This window comes from Cupriavidus taiwanensis, assembly GCF_900250115.1.
GTDB lineage: Bacteria > Pseudomonadota > Gammaproteobacteria > Burkholderiales > Burkholderiaceae > Cupriavidus > Cupriavidus taiwanensis_B.
Window position 1 is genome coordinate 3,561,251 of record NZ_LT984803.1, and the last position, 15,249, is coordinate 3,576,499.

The 15,249-nt window shown below is 69.0% G+C and carries 10 protein-coding genes; 9 read left to right on the forward strand and 1 reads right to left on the reverse strand.

The window, feature by feature from the left end:
- Positions 1-124: 124 nt before the first annotated feature.
- Together CBM2586_RS16610 and CBM2586_RS16615 are read left to right on the forward strand one after the other, a co-directional pair.
- Positions 125-1,531: a cache domain-containing protein gene (locus CBM2586_RS16610; protein ID WP_115663500.1), complete on the forward strand. Its 1,407-nt coding sequence runs from the start codon at positions 125-127 to the stop codon at positions 1,529-1,531.
- Positions 1,528-2,214 (forward strand): response regulator, encoded by a 687-nt coding sequence (locus CBM2586_RS16615; protein WP_115663499.1) that lies wholly within the window; start codon positions 1,528-1,530, stop codon positions 2,212-2,214. Before CBM2586_RS16610 ends, CBM2586_RS16615 begins: the two co-directional genes overlap by 4 nt.
- 126 nt (positions 2,215-2,340) lie before the next feature.
- Here CBM2586_RS16615 and CBM2586_RS16620 read toward each other — a convergent pair whose 3' ends face one another.
- On the reverse strand, positions 2,341-4,197 hold the full coding sequence (locus tag CBM2586_RS16620; RefSeq protein WP_115688536.1) for a phosphoenolpyruvate carboxykinase (GTP): 1,857 nt from the start codon (positions 4,195-4,197) through the stop codon (positions 2,341-2,343).
- A 526-nt stretch (positions 4,198-4,723) separates the two neighbouring features.
- Here CBM2586_RS16620 and CBM2586_RS16625 point away from each other — a divergent pair.
- From CBM2586_RS16625 to CBM2586_RS16655, 7 genes are all read left to right on the forward strand, one after another.
- A complete protein-coding gene (locus CBM2586_RS16625) occupies positions 4,724-5,749 on the forward strand; it encodes a D-2-hydroxyacid dehydrogenase family protein (protein WP_115663497.1) in 1,026 nt (341 codons plus the stop codon).
- Positions 5,750-6,060: 311 nt separating this feature from the next.
- On the forward strand, positions 6,061-7,233 hold the full coding sequence (locus tag CBM2586_RS16630; protein ID WP_115688538.1) for an MFS transporter: 1,173 nt from the start codon (positions 6,061-6,063) through the stop codon (positions 7,231-7,233).
- Positions 7,234-7,384: 151 nt separating this feature from the next.
- Positions 7,385-8,023, forward strand: a complete 639-nt coding sequence (locus CBM2586_RS16635; protein WP_115663496.1) for an MOSC domain-containing protein — start codon at positions 7,385-7,387, stop codon at positions 8,021-8,023.
- Between the two features lie 262 nt (positions 8,024-8,285).
- Positions 8,286-9,527: an efflux RND transporter periplasmic adaptor subunit gene (locus tag CBM2586_RS16640; RefSeq protein WP_115688540.1), complete on the forward strand. Its 1,242-nt coding sequence runs from the start codon at positions 8,286-8,288 to the stop codon at positions 9,525-9,527.
- A 3-nt stretch (positions 9,528-9,530) separates the two neighbouring features.
- A complete protein-coding gene (locus CBM2586_RS16645) occupies positions 9,531-12,737 on the forward strand; it encodes an efflux RND transporter permease subunit (RefSeq protein ID WP_115688542.1) in 3,207 nt (1,068 codons plus the stop codon).
- Positions 12,738-12,808: 71 nt separating this feature from the next.
- Positions 12,809-13,642, forward strand: a complete 834-nt coding sequence (locus CBM2586_RS16650; RefSeq protein ID WP_115688544.1) for a ChaN family lipoprotein — start codon at positions 12,809-12,811, stop codon at positions 13,640-13,642.
- Positions 13,643-14,152: 510 nt separating this feature from the next.
- Complete coding sequence (locus tag CBM2586_RS16655) at positions 14,153-15,121, forward strand: Bug family tripartite tricarboxylate transporter substrate binding protein (protein ID WP_115663493.1); 969 nt, start codon at positions 14,153-14,155, stop codon at positions 15,119-15,121.
- Positions 15,122-15,249 lie beyond the last annotated feature (128 nt).

A 15,249-nucleotide genomic window follows, 5' to 3' on the forward strand; every position in this document is an offset into this window, starting at 1 on the left:
TTGACAGCCGCCAAACCCGGCACAAGCGCGTAACTACGCAGCACTTCTGCGTAGTACTACGCAAGTCGACGGTGGCATGCCGCCTGCGCGGCATCGGTGTTTACCCCCGTTCCCCCGGTCTTGTATGAAACTCCGCCAGAAAATCCTGTTGCTCGCCGTGGCGCCGCTCGCGCTGGCGATGCTCGGCATCGCGCTGGCGGTGCGCTTCCAGGCCACCCAGCTCGCGCAACATGAACGCGCGCTGGTCGAGGCCGCCTACCTGCAGAGCAAGGAGACCGAGCTGCGCCACTACGTCGAGCTGGCGCAGAGCGCGATCGCGCCGCTGGTGCGCTCGGGGCGCAAGGACGCCGCCACGCGCCAGGCGGCGATGGAAGCGCTGGCGCGGCTCGACTACGGTCCCGACGGCTACTTCTTCCTGTACGACCTGCAGGGCCGCAACCTGATGCACCCGCGCCAGCCCGAGCTGGTCGGCCAGGACTTGTGGACGCTGCGCGACCCGCAGGGCGCGCCCACCATCCAGCAACTGATCGCGGCGGCCAAGGGCGGCGGCGGCGCGGTGCGCTACCAGTGGCGCAAGCCGTCGTCGCAGCAGCTGGCGCCCAAGCTGGGCTACGTGGTGGCGGTGCCCGAATGGGGCTGGATGCTCGGCACCGGCATCTACCTGGATGACGTCGAAAGCACGCTGCGCCAGCTCGACGCGCGCGCCGAGACCGATATCCGCGAGACCATGGCGTGGATCGGCGTGATCGCCGGCATCAGCATCCTGCTGGTGGCGGCCAGCGGCCTGGCGCTCAACGTCAGCGAACATCGCGAGGCTGACGCCAAGCTGCGCCAGCTGGCGCAGCGCGTGGTGCAGTCGCAGGAAGAAGAGCGCGCGCGGCTGTCGCGCGAACTGCACGACGGCATCAGCCAGCTGCTGGTCTCGGTCAAGCTGGTGCTGGAAACCGCCGCCAACCGGCTGCGCCTGGCCCCGGCCGAAGGCGCGGCGGTGGCGCCGGTGCTGGGCATGGCGCTGAACCGGCTCGATACCGTCTTCAATGAAGTGCGTCGCGTGGCGCGCAACCTGCGCCCGGCGCTGCTCGACGACCTCGGCCTGTTCGCCGCGCTCCAGCACCTGGCGCGCGAGATGCAGGGCGGCAGCGGCCTCCAGATCGTGGTGACGCAAAGCGGCACCCCGCGCGAACTGCCCGACGAGCAGGCCACGGCGCTGTTCCGCATTGCCCAGGAAGCGCTGACCAACGTCGAGCGCCATGCCGGCGCGCGGCGCGTTGCCGTATCACTCGCCTTCGATGCCGATGCCACGCGCCTGGCGGTGCGCGACGACGGCCACGGCTTCGACGTTGCGCGCATGCAGGCCGACCCGCAGCGCGGCATCGGCCTGCGCAACCTGCGTGAGCGCATCGCCGCGCTGTGCGGGCAGTTCGATATCGTTTCCGGCCCGGGCGGCACCCGCATCATCGCCTCGCTGCCGCTGGCCAGCCCGGCGCCCGCCGCGCGCGCTGCCATTACCGCAGGACCCTCGCAGTCATGATCCAGTTTCTTGCCGAAGATAGCGCAGACCACGAAGCGCCCGCGCGCGTGCTGCTGATCGACGACCACGCGCTGGTGCGCGACGGCATGCGCATGCACCTGGCGCTGCAGCCCGGCCTGCGCGTGGTGGGCGAAGCCGACGACGGCGAAGCCGCGCTGGCGTGGCTGGACCGCGCCGGCGTGGCCGAGATACCGGACCTGGTGATCACCGATATCGGCATGCGCGGCATGGGCGGGATTGCGCTGGCGGCGGCGCTGCACGACCGCTATCCGGAACTTGCCGTGCTGATCGTGTCGATGCACGACAACCTGGAGTACGTGCGCCAGGCGGTGCGTGCCGGCGCGCGCGGCTATGTGCTCAAGGACGCCCCGGCCGACGAACTGATCGCGGCGATCCGCGCGGTGCTGGCCGGGCGCGTGTTCTACAGCGCCCGCATCGCGCGCGGCATCGCCGAGCAAAGCCCGGCGGCCGGCCCGCTCGACGCGCTCACGCCGCGCGAGCGCGATATCCTGCGCGGCATCGGCCGCGGCCTCGCCAACAAGGAGATCGCGGCGCAGCTTGGGGTGTCGGTGCGCACCGTCGAGACGCACCGGCTGAACCTGAAGCGCAAGCTGGGGATCGAGGGGCGGGCCGGGCTGGTGAAGTATGCGGTGGAGACGCTGGGGGACAGCGAGGGCGGGTGAATGACGCCCACGACGCAAACGAAAAGAGCGGTTTTGGGTGAGGCAAGGTGTTCTCCCTCTCCCCTCATGGGGAGAGGGGAGCAAACCGGCGCGATCCAGGCTGCTTCTGGTAGCAGACCCCGAGGATCATCCCTCCAGCCGCTTGCCCAGCGCGGCGCGCGTTTCCACCAGCGCCTGCGGCAGGTGCTGCCGCAGCTTGCTGAACAGCTCGTCATGCAGCGCCAACTCCTGCTGCCACGCGTCGCGCTCGATCGAGGTCACCTGCTCGAACTGCTCCGGCGAGAACTCGACGCCGTTCCAGTTCAGGTCCTGGTAACGCGGCGAGGTGCCGAACACGTGCTCGGCGCCCTGCCCCTTGCCTTCCACCCGGTCGATCATCCACGACAGCACGCGCATGTTCTCGCCGAAGCCCGGCCACACGAAGTTGCCGTCGGCGTCCTTGCGGAACCAGTTGACGCAGTAGATCTTCGGCAGCCTGGCGCCCGCGGCCTCGAGCGTCTTGCCCAGTTCGAGCCAGTGGCCGAAATAGTCGCTCATGTTGTAGCCGCAGAACGGCAGCATCGCGAACGGGTCGCGGCGCACCACGCCTTGCTGGCCGGCGGCCGCGGCGGTGGTTTCCGAGCCCATGGTGGCCGCCATGTAGACACCCTCGGTCCAGTTGCGCGCCTCGGTCACCAGCGGCACCGTGGTCGAGCGGCGGCCGCCGAAGATAAACGCATCGATGGGTACGCCGGCCGGGTTGTCCCAGTTGTCGTCGATCGACGGGCACTGCGACGCGGGCGCGGTGAAGCGCGCGTTCGGGTGCGCGGCCTTGGCTCCGGTGGCCTTCGCAATCTCGGGGGTCCAGTCCTTGCCCTGCCAGTCGATCAGGTGCGCGGGCGCTTCCTTGGTCATGCCTTCCCACCACACGTCGCCGTCGTCGGTCAGCGCCACGTTGGTGAAGATGACGTTTTCCTTGAGCGTCGCCATCGCGTTGTAGTTGGTCTTCTCGCTGGTGCCCGGCGCCACGCCGAAGTAGCCGGCTTCCGGGTTGATCGCGTACAGGCGGCCGTCCTTGCCCGGCTTGATCCAGGCGATGTCGTCGCCGATGGTGGTGACCTTCCAGCCCTCGAAGCCCTTGGGCGGGATCAGCATGGCGAAGTTGGTCTTGCCGCAGGCCGACGGGAAGGCGGCGGCGACATGGTATTTCCTGCCCTCGGGCGAGGTCACGCCGAGGACCAGCATGTGCTCGGCGAGCCAGCCTTCGTCGCGGCCCATGGTCGAGGCGATCCGCAGCGCGAAGCACTTCTTGCCGAGCAGCGCATTGCCGCCATAGCCCGAGCCAAACGACCAGATCTCGCGCGTTTCCGGGAAATGGACGATGTACTTGGTGGGATTGCACGGCCACGCCACGTCTTGCTCGCCGGCGGCCAGCGGCTTGCCCACGGTGTGCACGCACGGCACGAAGGCGCCGTTGCTGCCCAGCACCTCGTACACGGCCTTGCCCATGCGGGTCATGATGCGCATGTTGACCGCAACGTACGGCGAATCCGACAGTTCCACGCCGATATGGGCAATCGGCGAACCCAGCGGCCCCATCGAGAACGGCACCACGTACAGGGTGCGGCCGCGCATGCAGCCGTCGAACAGGCCGGCCAGGGTCTGGCGCATCTCGGCCGGCGGGGTCCAGTTGTTGGTCGGGCCGGCATCTTCCTGCTGCTCGGAGCAGATGAAGGTACGGTCTTCGACACGGGCCACGTCCGACGGGTCCGACAGTGCCAGGAAGGAGTTCTTGCGCTTGGCCGGGTTCAGCCGCTTCAGGGTGCCGGCGGCGACCATCTGCTCGCACAGGCGGTCATATTCTTCCTGCGAGCCATCACACCAGTAGATATTGTCGGGCTTGGTCAGCGCGGCGATTTCCGCGACCCAGGCGATCAGCTTGGGGTGCTTGACCCAGGCCGGCGCATTGACGGGTGCCGTACCTTGCATCGTGGGGTGGTTCATACTGCAACTCCAGGTTTGTAAAGGGAAGGAAGGGAAGGAATCCGTACCAAGCCTGGCCGGCGGGGCGTGATGCGCGCCGGGCGCCGTAGCCGCCACTGCCGCTGGCCATCGCAGGCGCCGCATCGGGAGCGTCACATCCCGTTACAACTCCGCGGCGGCCCGGTTTGCGCAAAAGGTCGCGGCGTTCGCCACGGCTGCGCTACAGTGGCGCTTCGCCCGCGCAGGGTGGCCTGCAGATGCCGGCCGGGCTTTGTCCGGAGGCAGCCGCGTGACGGGAGCAACGCTCGACCGACGATCTGCGGCGGCACCGGAGCAGGCAAGGATACCACTGGCGCACCCCCCTGTTTTTTGCTGCGCAACAATTGCCGGCGGCGCCCGGCGCGGGATTTGCACCGCGCGGCGGCAGGGCTGTGGCACGCCGGTGCAGGCCTTGCAAACGTTTCACAACAATACTGTTGGCCGGCGCACGCCTCAGTGGGCGCGCGCACCAACTGGCACAACGTCCCGAAGATAACCAGGGTTGCCGATGAAGATTGCCGTACTCGACGATTACCAGGATGCCGTGCGCAAGCTGCCTTGCTTCAGCCTGCTCGAGGGGCATGACGTCAAGGTGTTCAACAACACCGTCAAGGGCGTGGGCCAGCTGGCGGCGCGCCTGTCGGACGTGGAAGCCGTGGTGCTGATCCGCGAACGCACCCGCATCACGCGCCAATTGCTGGAAAAACTGCCGAAACTGAAGCTGATCAGCCAGACCGGCAGGGTCGGCGCGGGGCCCGGCAGCCACATCGACCTGGATGCCGCCACCGACCGCGGCGTGGCAGTGCTGGAGGGCGTGGGCTCGCCGGTGGCGCCGGCCGAGCTGACCTGGGCGCTGATCATGGCCGCCCAGCGCCGTATTCCGCAGTACGTGGCCAGCCTGAAGCATGGGGCGTGGCAGCAGTCGGGCCTGAAATCGACCACCATGCCGCCCAATTTCGGCCTGGGCCAAATGCTGCGCGGCCAGACCCTGGGGATCTGGGGCTACGGCAAGATCGGCCGGCTGCTGGCCGGCTATGGCCGCGCCTTCGGCATGAAGGTGCTGGTCTGGGGCCGCGAGGCGTCGCTGGAAGGCGCGCGCGCCGACGGCCTGGACGTGGCGGCATCCAAGGAGCAATTGTTCGCCGACAGCGATGTGCTGTCGCTGCACCTGCGCCTGAACGACGACACCCGCGGCATCGTCAAGCAGGCCGACCTGACCGCGATGAAGCCGACCGCCCTGTTCGTCAATACCAGCCGCGCCGAACTGCTCGAAGAGAACGCCCTGGTCACCGCGCTGAACCGCGGCCGCCCGGGCATGGCAGCGGTCGACGTCTTTGAATCCGAGCCGATCCTGCAGGGCCACGCGCTGTTGCGCATGGAAAACTGCATCTGCACGCCGCACCTGGGCTACGTCGAGCGTGACAGCTACGAGCTGTATTTCCGCACCGCCTTCCAGAACATCCTGGACGTGCTGGGCGGCAAGCATGACTGCATCGTCAACCCGAAGGCGCTGGCGCCGGTGCTGACGCGCTGAGGCTTTTCGTCCCCTGCCGGTTTGCTCCCCTCTCCCGCGCGCGGGCGAGGGGCAGGGGTGAGGGCAGGCGCTGGCATACCGACATGCGTTACTCCGTTGACGCTCCGGCCCTCACCCCCCCTCTCCCACTTCGCGGGAGAGGGGGCCCTGTTCGCATGGTGTTGGCTGCGGCGGGCGTCATCTCCCCGCGAACGCGAATTTCCCGGAGCCGCTACACTCGGGACTTCCCTTACCGCCCGGCCCGCCACGGCCCGCGGCAGCCCGGACAACCCCAAGGCGCGCTGCGCCCCCTTCAAATTCCCAAGGCCGGCATGGACCCCAGGCTCGTGACGCTCTGCGTCGGCAATTTCGTCATCGGCACCGGTGCCATGATCGTGACCGGCATGTTGAACGACATTGCCGGCGATTTCGGGCTGGGCGCTGCCAGTGCCGGGCAGCTGATCGCGGTGTTCGCGCTGGCCACCTGCGTGGGCGCGCCGCTGTTCGCCACGCTGGGCTCGCGCATCGACCGCCGCCTGCTGCTGGCGGGTTCGCTGCTGGTCTATGGAGTGATGCACCTGGCCGCGGCGCTGGCACCGGGCTTTGCCGCGCTGATGGCGATCCGGTTCGTGACCGCGATCGGGGCCGCCATCTATACGCCGCAGACCGCGGCCACGCTGCCGCTCTTGGTCAATGCGCAGACCCGCGGGCGCGCCATCAGCTTCGTGTTCCTGGGCTGGAGCATTGCCAGCGTGGTGGGCGTGCCGCTGGGGACGTGGATTGCCAGCACGCTGGGCTGGCGCGTCAGCATGGCGCTGGTCGGGGTGATGGCGCTGCTGGCGGCGGCGGGGGTGTGGCGCGCGCTGCCGCGCGGGCTGATGGTGCCGCCGGCCGGGCGCGAGGCCTGGGGCGCGGTGCTGCGCCACAAGCCGGTGATGCTGGTGGTGCTGACCACCATGATCTCGTCGGCAGGCATGTTTACGCTGTTTACGTATATCGCGCCGCTGATGCGCGACGTCTATGGCATCAGCGGCGGCGCGCTCAGCCTGATGTTCCTGGCCTACGGTGCCTGCGGGGTGTTCGGCAACGCCATGGCGGCTGCACGGATGGACCGGGTCACGCCCAGCCGGATCGTGCAGGTGACCTTGCTGACGTCGATCACGGCGATGGTGCTGTGGCCGCTGGCCGGGCTCGGCAGCGTGGCGCTGGTGGCGCTGTTCATGCTGTGGGGCGTGGGCGGCTTTGCCACCAACAGCGCCCAGCAGGCGCGGCTGGTGCTGCTGGCGCCGGAGCGGGCCTCGGTGTCGATCTCGCTGAACTCCTCGTCGATCTACCTGGGCCAGGCCGCCGGCGCCATGGCCGGCGCGGCGATCTATACCGTGGCGGGTCCCGATACCCTGCACTGGGGCGCGGCGGCGCTGATGCTGGCGGCGCTGGCGGTGTCGCAGCGGGCGCGCCTGCTGGGCTGCCGCTGGCAGCCTGCGCAAGCGGCCCGGCAGCTCTGATTCCGCTCTGAAACGGGCGCCGGAGACCCCGGCCGGCGCCTTGTGAGGAACCGCACCAAGCACTTATCCACAGCCTTATCCGCCCCGTTATCCTCAGGGATATCCGCAGCTTATCCACATCCCTTTCCACAACCACGAAGCGGGGGCGCACGTGAGCGATTCGAGACCTCGGCCTGGCCTGGCGCGCGTGCTGGCGGTCAGCCTGGGCAAGGCCATCCCGCTGGTGGTGGCGGGCGCGGGCACCGAGGCGGTGGTGCTGTCGGGCATCCGCAAGCATCCGGTCAGCACGCTGCTGCACCCGCTGCGGGTCCAGGTGCAGCAGCTGGGCCTGGCGGGCGACGAGCAGGGCGACCTGACCGTGCACGGCGGCCTGGACAAGGCGGTCTACGCTTACCCGTCGGAGCACTACGCCTGGTGGAATGCCCGCCGCCGCGCCTGCGCCCAGCCTGACTCCGGGCCGCCGCTGCCCTACGGCGCGATGGGGGAAAACCTGACGCTGGAGGGTTTGCTGGAGTCCGCGCTATGGATCGGCGACCTGGTGCGGGTGGGCACCGCCCTGCTGCGGGTGGAAGCCCCGCGCCAGCCCTGCTACAAGTTCAATGCCGCGCTGGGGTACCGCCATGCGGTGCGCGACATGGTGCAGAGCGGCTACTCCGGGGTCTATCTCAGCGTGGTGCTGAAGGGCGAAGTGCGCGCCGGCGATGCCGTGGTTGTGCAGGCCGGACCACGGGAATTGTCGGTCGACAGCGTAAATCAGTGGCGCCGCGATGGCCGGCGGCAGCTTTTCTGATAATGTTTGTCTAACCATACAAGCGCCCCGCTACACACATCACCGGCCTCCCCTGTGGCCCGGGCGGCGTTTGCCGGCGCCGGGCATTACCAGACCCTTGCACCTCTGTAACGGACTGTAATACGCGGCGCTGGCTCCGGCGGGCGAAGCGCGGTACTAGTAGAGTCTTTGCGCGACACGCACCGGCAGCAATCTGTACAAGACATGCCGGGCGGTACACGGGGAGTGGCGCTGAAGACGCGGGGCAGAGGGTCCACACAATATGAAATCTGACAGGATCGACCAGCCCAAGGGCTTTGTCGACAGCAACTGGAGGGCGGCCGCCGGGACCGGTCGCGGCCGCGTGTCGCCGTGGCTGGCGGTGGTGATCGTGCTGGCGGTCGCCGGCCTGGGCTGGTTCGCGTGGCGCACCTGGCTGGCGCCAAAGCCGGCGCCCAAGCCGCCTGCGGCGGCGGTGGTGTCGACCGCGCCGGTGCAGCAGGGCGACGTGCCGCTGCAGGTCTCGGCCAACGGCAATGTCACGGCGCTGTCCACGGTGGAGGTGCGGCCGCAGGTGTCCAGCACCGTGCGCACCGTCCATATCAAGGAAGGCCAGACCGTCAAGCCCGGCGACCTGCTGTTCTCGCTCGATACCCGCATGGACGAGGCCAACCTGGCCAAGGCCCAGGCGCAGTTGCTGCGCGACCAGGCCGACCTGGCCGATGCGCGCCGCACGCTGGCGCGCAGCCAGGAGCTGCTGCAGCGCAATTTCATCTCGAAGAGCGCCGTCGATACCGCGCAGGCCAAGGTGGATGGTTTCGCCGCCACCGTGCGCGCCGACCAGGCCGCGATCGAGGCCAGCCGCGTCGCGGTCAGCTACGGCGCGATCCGCGCCACCATCAGCGGCCGCACCGGCGTGATCAACGCCTTCCCGGGCTCGCTGGTGCTGCCCAACAGCACCCAGCCGATGGTGACGATTGCCCAGGTGCAGCCGATCGCCGTTACCTTCAGCCTGCCCGAACGCCAGCTGGCGGCACTGCGCGAGGCGCTGCGCGCCGGCCCGGTGGAGGTCACGGCGCAACCCAACGACGGCAACCAGGCGCCGGTGACCGGCCGCATCAGCTTCGTCGACAACACGGTCGACCCGCAGTACGGCACCATCCGCGTCAAGGCCCAGTTCGACAATGAAGAACAGCGGCTGTGGCCAGGCACCTATGCCACCGTCAGCGCCGTGGTGCAGACGCTGAAAGACGCGCTCTCGGTGCCGCCGCAGGCGGTGGTGACCGGCCCCGAGGGCCGTTTCGTCTATGTGGTGCAGCCCGACAGCAAGGTGGCGCGCGTGCCGGTGCGGGTGGTGACCACCACCGCCGCCGCGGCCGTGGTCGAGGGCGTGCAGCCCGGCGCCCGCGTGGTGGTGGAAGGCACGCAGAACCTGCGCCCCGGCGCACTGGTGCGCGAGGCGGCGCGCGGCGCCTCGCCCGCGTCGGCCGCTGCCGCCACCCGCCCTGCCAGCGCGGGGCACTGAGCCATGACGCTCTCGGAACTCTGCATCCGCCGTCCGGTGATGACGGTACTGCTGTGCCTGGCGGTGGTGGTCACCGGCATCGTGCTGTATCCGACCATTCCCATTGCGGCGCTGCCCAGCTTCAACTCGCCGGTGATCCAGGTCACCGCGACCCTGCCCGGCGCCAGCCCCGAGACCATGGCCGCGTCGGTGGCCACCCAGCTCGAGAAGCAATTTGCGACGATTCCGGGCGTGTCGGTGATCAGCTCGTCGAACACGCTCGGCAATTCCAGCATCACCATCGAATTCAACAGCGACCGCGATATCGACGACGCGGCCGTCGACGTGCAGGCGGCGCTGTTCCGCGCGCAGCGCTCGCTGCCGATCGAGATGACGACGCCGCCGTCGTACCGCAAGGTCAACCCGGCCGACGCGCCGGTGCTGCTGCTGGCGATCAACTCGCCGGCGATGAGCCTGGCCGACCTGAATGCCTTCGGCGACAACCTGATCTCGCCGACGCTGGCGACACTGCCGGGCGTGGCGCAGGTGCAGATCTTCGGCCAGAAGCGCTTTGCGGTGCGCGTGCGCGCCCACCCGGATGCACTGGCCGCGCGCGGACTCACGCTCGATGAACTCGCCACCGCGCTGAACCGGGCCAACGCCAACACGCCGGTGGGCACGCTCGACAGCGCGCGCCAGACCCTGACGATCCAGGCCAACCGGCAGCTGGCCAGTGCCGACGCCTTCCGCAATATCATCGTCGCCAGCCAGCCCAACGGCGCGCTGGTGCGGCTGTCCGACGTGGCCGAGGTCGAGGGCAGCGTCGAGACCATCAAGACCGGCAGCTGGCTCAACAACGAGCGCTCGATCGTGCTGGCGGTGCTGCGCCAGCCGGACGCCAACACTGTCGCCGTGGTCGACGCGATCCACGCCGCCCTGCCCCGGCTGATCCAGCAGATGCCGGGCTCGATCAACGTGGCGGTGGTCAACGACCGCTCGCGCTCGATCCGCGAATCGATCCACGACGTGCAGTTCACGCTGGCGCTGACGGTGGCGCTGGTGGTGATGGTGATCTTCCTGTTCCTGCGCCGCGCCGCGGCCACGCTGATCCCGACGGTGTCGCTGCCGATCTCGCTGATCGGCACGGTGGCGCTGATGAAGGCGTTCGGCTACAGCCTGGACAATGTCTCGCTGCTGGCGATCACGCTGGCGGTGGGGCTGGTGGTCGACGATGCCATCGTCATGCTCGAGAACATCGTGCGCCATATCGAGGACGGCGTGGCGCCGCTGAAGGCCGCGCTGGTGGGATCGCGCGAGATGGGCTTCACCATCCTGTCGATCTCGATCTCTCTGGTGGCGGTGTTCATCCCGATCTTCTTCATGCCGGGGGTGATCGGGCTGCTGTTCCACGAATTCGCAGCGGTGGTATCGCTGTCGATCCTGGTGTCGGCGCTGGTGTCGCTGACGCTGATCCCGATGCTGTGCGCGCGCTTCCTGTCGGCCGAGAACGTGCCGGTCGATGAGTCGCACCACGCCTATGGCGACCATCCGACGGGACAGCCGCCGCAGCCCGCCGTGGCGCAGAAGCAGACCCTGGGCATGCGCTCGACGCAGTGGTTCGAGAACCTGTTCGAATACACGCTGCACCGCTATGCGCGCGGGCTGGACTGGTGCCTGGCGCACCGGCGCACCGTGCTGGTGGCTGCCGGCCTGACCTTCGTGCTGACCGCGGTGCTGTTCGTGGCCATCCCCAAGGGCTTCTTCCCGGAAGAGGATATCGGCCAGATCCGCGTCAACGCCGAAGGACCGCAGGATATTTCGTTCGACGCGATGTCGGAACGCCTGCGCGACGCGGCCGAGCGCATGCGCGCCAACCCGGCGGTCAAGAGCATCGTGGTGGCCATCGGCGGCGGCCCGTCGCCGGCCATCAATACCGGCCGCATGTTCGTGGAACTGAAGCCGCGCGGCGAGCGCGCCGCCATGCCCAAGGTGATCGAGTCATTGCGGCGCGATGTGTCCGGCGTGCCGGGCCTGGCAGTGTATTTTGCGCCGGTGCAGAACCTGCAGCTGGGCGGGCGCCAGAGCAAGAGCCGCTACCAGTACACGCTGCAGAGCGTGAAGGCGGGGCAGTTGCAGGACTACTCCGACCAGCTGATGGCGAAGATGCGCGCCGACACCCTGTTCCGCGATGTCACCAGCGACTCGCAGCAGTCCGGGCTGGAGGCGCACCTGACCATCGACCGCGACAAGGCCAATGCGCTGGGCGTGCAGATGCAGGACGTGCGCACCGCGCTCTATTCGGCCTTCGGCGAGCGGCAGGTGTCGACCATCTACACGCCGATCGACAACTACTACGTGATCCTGCAGGCGGCCGATGTCGACCGCACCGACGAAAGCGCGTTCTCCAAGCTCTATGTGCGCAGCAAGACCGGGCAGATGGTGCCGGTGTCGGCCTTCGCCACCACCGAGCGCCGGGTCGGGCCGATCGCGGTCAACCACCAGGGGCAGCTGCCGTCGGTGACGGTGTCGTTCAACCTGGCCCCGGGCGCGGCGCTGGGCGACGCCTCGGCGCGCATCGACCGCTACCGGCAGGAGATCGCGATGCCGACCTCGATTTTCACCAGCTGGGGTGGCGACGCGGCGGTGTTCCAGTCGTCGCAGGCGACCCAGATCGTGCTGCTGGTGGCGGCGATCGCGGTGATCTACACCCTGCTGGGGGTGCTGTACGAAAGCTACATCCACCCGCTCACCATCCTGGCGGGCCTGCCGTCGGCGGCGGTGGGGGCGTTGCTGACGCTGTTTATCTTCAACGTCGAGCTGTCGCTGATCGCGGTGATCGGCGTGCTGATGCTGATCGGCATCGTCAAGAAGAACGCGATCATGATGATCGACTTCGCGCTGGCGGCGCAGCGCGAGCAGGGCATGACCCCGGCCCGCGCGATCCGGCAGGCCTGCCTGCTGCGCTTCCGGCCGATCATGATGACCACCTTCGCCGCGGTGATGGGCGCGCTGCCGCTGGCGCTGGGCCTGGGCGCCGGCGCCGAGCTGCGCCAGCCGCTGGGCCTGGCGGTGGTCGGCGGCCTGCTGTTCTCGCAGGTGATCACGCTGTTCATCACGCCGGTGATCTATCTGGCGCTGGACCGGTTCTCGGGCACCGGGCCGCTGCAGATCGACGCGCACGGCAACGAGCTGCCGCAGAAGGTGCCGGGGGAGACGGTGCGGCAGCACTGAGGGCGATTGCCGGAAGCGCCGCTATGCGCCCGTTCCCGAGCGCATCTCGCCGAGATAAAGGAAACCGCGTGATGGCATTCCGCTTGTACCCAGCCGCCATGCTGGCCGCTGTTGCCGGGTTGAGCGCCGGCTGTGCCGCGCCGGGGCCGGCGCCGTCCACGGTCGGCGCCGCCTTTGCCGGCAAGCCCTACGTGCTGCTGGGCGAGGTCCACGACAACGCCGCCGGACAGCAGCAGCGGCTCGCCGCGCTGACGCGCGCGGTCGAGCAAGGCTGGCGCCCGGCCATCGCCATGGAGCAGTTCGACCGCGAGCGCCAGGCCGATATCGACCGGGCCCGGCGCGAGCGCCCGCGCGACGCCGAGCACCTGATCGCGCAGGCGGGCGGCAGCGCCTGGCAGTGGCCGCTGTACCGGCCGGTGGTGGCGCTGGCGCTGCAATATGAGCTGCCGCTGGTTGCCGCCAACCTGTCGCGCGCCGACGCGGGCAAGATCGTGCGCGGCGGGCTCGATGCGCTGCTTACCGCGGACGAGCGGCAGCAACTCGGCCTGACCGGCGCGTTGCCGCCGGACCTGGTGGCGGCGCAGACCGCGGTGCTCGACCGCGGGCACTGCGGCAATTTCCCCAAGGCGATGCTGCCCGGCATGCTGGCGGCACAGGCCGCGCGCGACGCGGTGATGGCGCAGGCGTTGCGGCCTTATGCCGGGCGCGGCGTGGTGCTGATCGCGGGGAACGGGCATGTGCGGCGCGATGTGGGGGTGCCGCGCTGGCTTGCGGACGAGGCCGGCAAGGTGCTCAGCGTGGGCTACGTGGAAAGCGCGCCGAGCGATGGCGAGTTCGACATGGCGGTGGTGGTGCCGGCGGTCGAGCGCAAGGATCCGTGCCTGCAGGCGAGGCCGGCGGGGTGAGGTGGGTGTTCCAGGGCAAGGCTGCCATGGACACGCCGGCCCTCTCCCCCACCCCTCTCCCGCGCGCGGGAGAGAGGAACGCTTGCGGAGGGATGCAGCAAGCCCGAATGCTTTCGCATACCGCCGGTTAGCTCCCCTCTCCCGCTTGCGGGAGAGGGGTTGGGGGAGAGGGCCGGCGCCTCCACGAACTCCCCCGGTCCACACGCCCACTCCGCCACCATCCACGTAAACCCCAACGCCAACTCCCCCGATTTGACAGCCTTTTGACAGTTTCCCCCGCCTAGAATCCGGCCCATGACCAGCAGTTCCGGTCTGATGTTCACCAATATCCAAGAACAGTCCCGGCCAGCCCTTGCCGCGCCGGACAGGAGACCAGCCCGGTGCCGCGCTGCCGCGCACGCCCCGGGGCCCGCATCCCGTCCCGCAACGCCGTGGCCGCCGGAACCCCCGGGTCGGATCGCGGCCGCCATCGGCTGGCAAGCGATCACCGGTATTACCAAGGAGACCGCCATGCGCCGTACCTATTTCCGCTTCGCCCATGCCGTGATGGCATCCGCCACCGTTGCCGCCGCTGCCATGGCCGCGCCCGCCTTCGCCATCGACAACGTCAAGGTCATGATCGGCGCGAACCCGGGTGGCGGTTTCGACCAGACCGGCCGCTCGCTGGGCGCGGCGATGATTGCCGCGGGCCAGGCCAAGGCCGCCTCGTACGACAACAAGGGTGGCGCCGGCGGCACCATCGCCCTGACCCAGTTCGTCAACACCGACAAGGGCAACCCCAATGCGCTGATGGTGGTGGGCGCGGTGATGGTCGGCGCGATCGAGACCAACAAGCCGCCGGTCACGCTGAAGAACGCGACCCCGATCGCGCGCCTGTTCGCCGACACCATGGTCATCACCGTGCCGGCCAGCTCGCCGATCAAGTCGGTCAAGGACCTGACCACGCAACTCAAGGCCAATCCGGGCAGCGTCAGCTGGGGCGGCGGCTCCAAGGGCTCGATCGACCATATCCTGGCCGGCCTGATCGCCAAGGAGACCGGCGTCGACCCGAAGAAGGTCAACTACGTGCCGTTCCAGGGCGGCGGCGAAGCCTCGGCCTCGATCATGGGCGGGCACGTGACGGTGGGCATCGCCGGCGTGTCGGAATTCCTGCCCTTTATCAAGAGCGGCAAGATGCGCGCACTGGCGGTCACCTCCAAGGACCGCGTTGCCGACATCCCGACGCTGAAGGAGCAAGGCGTCAACGTCGAGATCTATAACTGGCGCGGTGTGTACGGCGCGCCGGGCACCACGCCGGAGCAGCGCAAGGCCATGATCGACGCGGTGGTCAAGGCCACCGAGAGCAAGGCCTGGAAGGACACGCTGCAGAAGAACGACTGGACCCCGTTCCTGCTGACGGGTGACGAGTTCGGCAAGTTCGTCGACAGCGAATCGACCCGACTGGGCGGCACGCTGCGTGAACTGGGTGTGGCCAAGTAACACCGTCCGGCGCCGGCTTCAGCGCGCCGCCATACCGCCTTAACGCATTCCTCCCGCTTTACCTGTCGTGCCTGCCGACGCCGCCGGTGATCCCGGCGGCCGGAAACACGGCGCGGGGCCCGGTGTCC